This window comes from bacterium (assembly GCA_026398675.1).
Classification (GTDB): domain Bacteria; phylum RBG-13-66-14; class RBG-13-66-14; order RBG-13-66-14; family RBG-13-66-14; genus RBG-13-66-14.
Map to the genome: position 1 here is coordinate 1 of JAPLSK010000379.1, position 2,686 is coordinate 2,686.

Consider the following 2,686-nt stretch of genomic DNA (forward strand, 5'->3'; position numbering starts at 1 on the left):
CGATCTCGCCGGCGATGAGGCGGCCCAGCGAGTCGTCGCCCACCATCCGCCGCAGGTACGTCCGGTCCACGGTAAGCGTCCCGGCGTGGCGGACGGCGAGGAATGCGTAGCCGTACACCGCCAGCCGGAGCGGGTCGAAGGTGTTGCGGTCGGTGACGGTAATCTCCACCCCCCGGCAGGCCTCCCCATCGTAGCGGCCGTCGCTGGGGGCGGGGGGGGTGAACAGGGCGACGGCGGACGCCGCGGCTTGGCAGTGGGCCTCCCAGTAGAGCGCCAGCCCCTCGGCGTCCAGCCAGGGCGCTCCCACCCGCTCGAAGGGACGATCCGTCCCCCGGCCCACCGAGAGGTTCGCCGGCTCGAAGAGGCCCACGCCCGGATAATCCAGGGCCCCCTCGAAGCGGACAAGGTTCGGCGAAGGCGGACGCCAGGTCGGCCCGCCCGCCTGTTCGTCGAAAACGCTCTCCGGAGCGTACCCGTCCAGCCCGACGACCTCCACCCGCGCCCCGGGGAGGAGCTCGTCGGCGATCCACCGCGCCAGCTCGCCCGGGGTGAGCCCGTAACGGATGGGGACCGGCAGCTTGCCGACGAAGGAACCGGAGACGCCGTCCGGGAGCGGGCCGGAGACCCGCGCCCCCAGCGGGCAGGGACGGTCCAGGACGACCAGCGGCACCCCCGCTTCCCGGCAGGCCGACAGGCAGAGGTAGAGGGTGGAGGTGTAGGTGAAGAAGCGGACGCCCGCGTCGGCCAGGTCGTAAACGAGGGCGTCGAGGAGCCTCAGGTCGGCGGGGTTCGGCGCCCTCCCGCGACCGTAGAGGCTCTTGACCTCGAGGCCGGTGGCCCTCTCCACCGTGTCGCCCAGGTCGCCGAAGGAGTCGGCCCCCAGACCGTGCTCCGGGGCGTAGAGCCAGGCGAGTTCGACGTTCTCCGCCCGGCCGATGATTTCCCAGTTCGGCGTCCCGGACTCATCCACGCTCGCCGCGTTGCAGACCAGGGCGACGCGCCGGCCATCCAGGGCGGCGAATCCGCTTTCCGCAAGCACCTCGACCCCCGTCCGAAAAGGAAAGGGGGCCGTATCGGGGGCCGGGTCCGCCACGGGGGCCTCGCCGCCATCCCCGCCGCAGGCGGTGGCGAGGAGGATGGACAAAACGGTACAAAGTGCGGTGGCTCCCCTCACGGCGTCTCGCTGGTTCGAGTGGTGTTTTTAACCGGTCCGTTGAGTGTACGGGACTTGGGCCGCCGGTGTCCAGCCCCGGCGGGAACGGGGCGTCTTGTTAGGCGACTCTCATCCGTAATTGCGATGACGTAGGGGCGGGTCTCCTGACCCGCCCGCGGGCCGACCTGAAGGTCGGCCCCTACGAGGCGCAATCGAACGGGCGACCGTGGACGATCGCCCCTACGGGTCGGATTCGCGGATTGCGATGACGTAGGGCGGCCCCTCCGCAGGCCGCCGCGTTTACATTCCCAGCCTCGACCCTCATCCCGACCCGCGCCCCGCTGCGATGACGTAGGGCGGGGATTTGCCAGGGGCATAGCTCGCTTCGCTCGGTTCCTATCCCCGCCGCGTTCTAAAGGCAGCCCTCACCCCTGCCCCTCTCCCACGGGGAGAGGGGGACCGTTTCGACCTTCACTGTGACTCTCCCTAATAGGGAGAGGGGACACGATGCAGCCCTCACCAGGTGCCTTGCAGAGCTCCCCCACGGGGAGGGAAACAAAGGAGCCGCGGTCTCACATCAGGGGGTTGGGCCGGTCCAGCCCGCCCAGCTCGGGGAGGTTCAGCTCGGGGGGTATCTGCGGACGGGCCTCCTTGTGGGAATCGCTCCAGAGGATGACCCGGTTGCGGCCGTGACGTTTGGCGTGGTAGAGTGCCTGGTCCGCCATCGTCACCAGCTCCTCGCGGAAAGAGGTGTCGTCGGGCATGCAGGCCACGCCGCCCGAGATGGTCAGCTTCCGTTTCAGCGGGTGCGACGGTCCGTAGGGCTGCTTCTCAACCGCCCGGCGGGTCCGCTCCGCAAGGGCCAGCGCTTCTTCCGTGCTGGTTTCGGGCAGGATGACCACAATCTCCTCGCCCCCGTAACGGGCCGGGTAATCGGTGTCCCGGATGGTCTCCCGGATGACCCGAGATATGGTCCGCAGGGCGAGGTCCCCCTCGCGGTGGCCGAAGTAGTCGTTGTACTTCTTGAAGTAGTCCAGGTCGAAGATGACCAGGGAAAGGGTGTGGTTGTAGCGGATGGCGCGCTTCGTCTCCCGGTCCAGGTTCTCCTCGAAGCTGCGGCGGTTCGGGAGCTCGGTCAGGGCGTCGGTGAAGGCGAAGCTGGAGAGCTTTTCGTTGAGGTGGGCGCCGTCAATGGCCACCGAGGCGGTGTTGGCCAGGATGGCCAGAAGGCGGACGTCTTCGAAGGGGTAGCTCCGCGGCTGGAAGTCGTCCACGAAGAGGACGCCGTTGAAGTGGCCGCCGGAGAAGATGGGAGCCGCGACGAACGCGGCGATGCCCGCGCCCTTGACCGCCCCCCCCTCGCCGGGCGCCTGGACCGAAACGTCCGGCACAACGATGGGCTCCGGCGTGTTCATCATGCGCCAGGTGATGCTCCCCTCCCTCACGGGCCAGGTGGCGTCCGGCCTGACCATCACGTTCAGCCCCTTCACCGCGGCCAGATGCATCAAATTATCGGCGGGGTTAAAGAGGGAG

2 protein-coding genes are annotated in these 2,686 nt (G+C 68.9%); both read right to left on the minus strand.

Features of this window, described 5'->3' with window-relative positions:
- A partial coding sequence (locus NTW26_11355) for a DUF1343 domain-containing protein (GenBank protein ID MCX7022843.1) occupies window positions 1–1,174 on the minus strand: 1,174 nt, incomplete at its 3' end.
- A gap of 551 nt (window positions 1,175–1,725) precedes the next feature.
- A partial coding sequence (locus tag NTW26_11360; protein MCX7022844.1) for a sensor domain-containing diguanylate cyclase occupies window positions 1,726–2,686 on the minus strand: 961 nt, incomplete at its 5' end.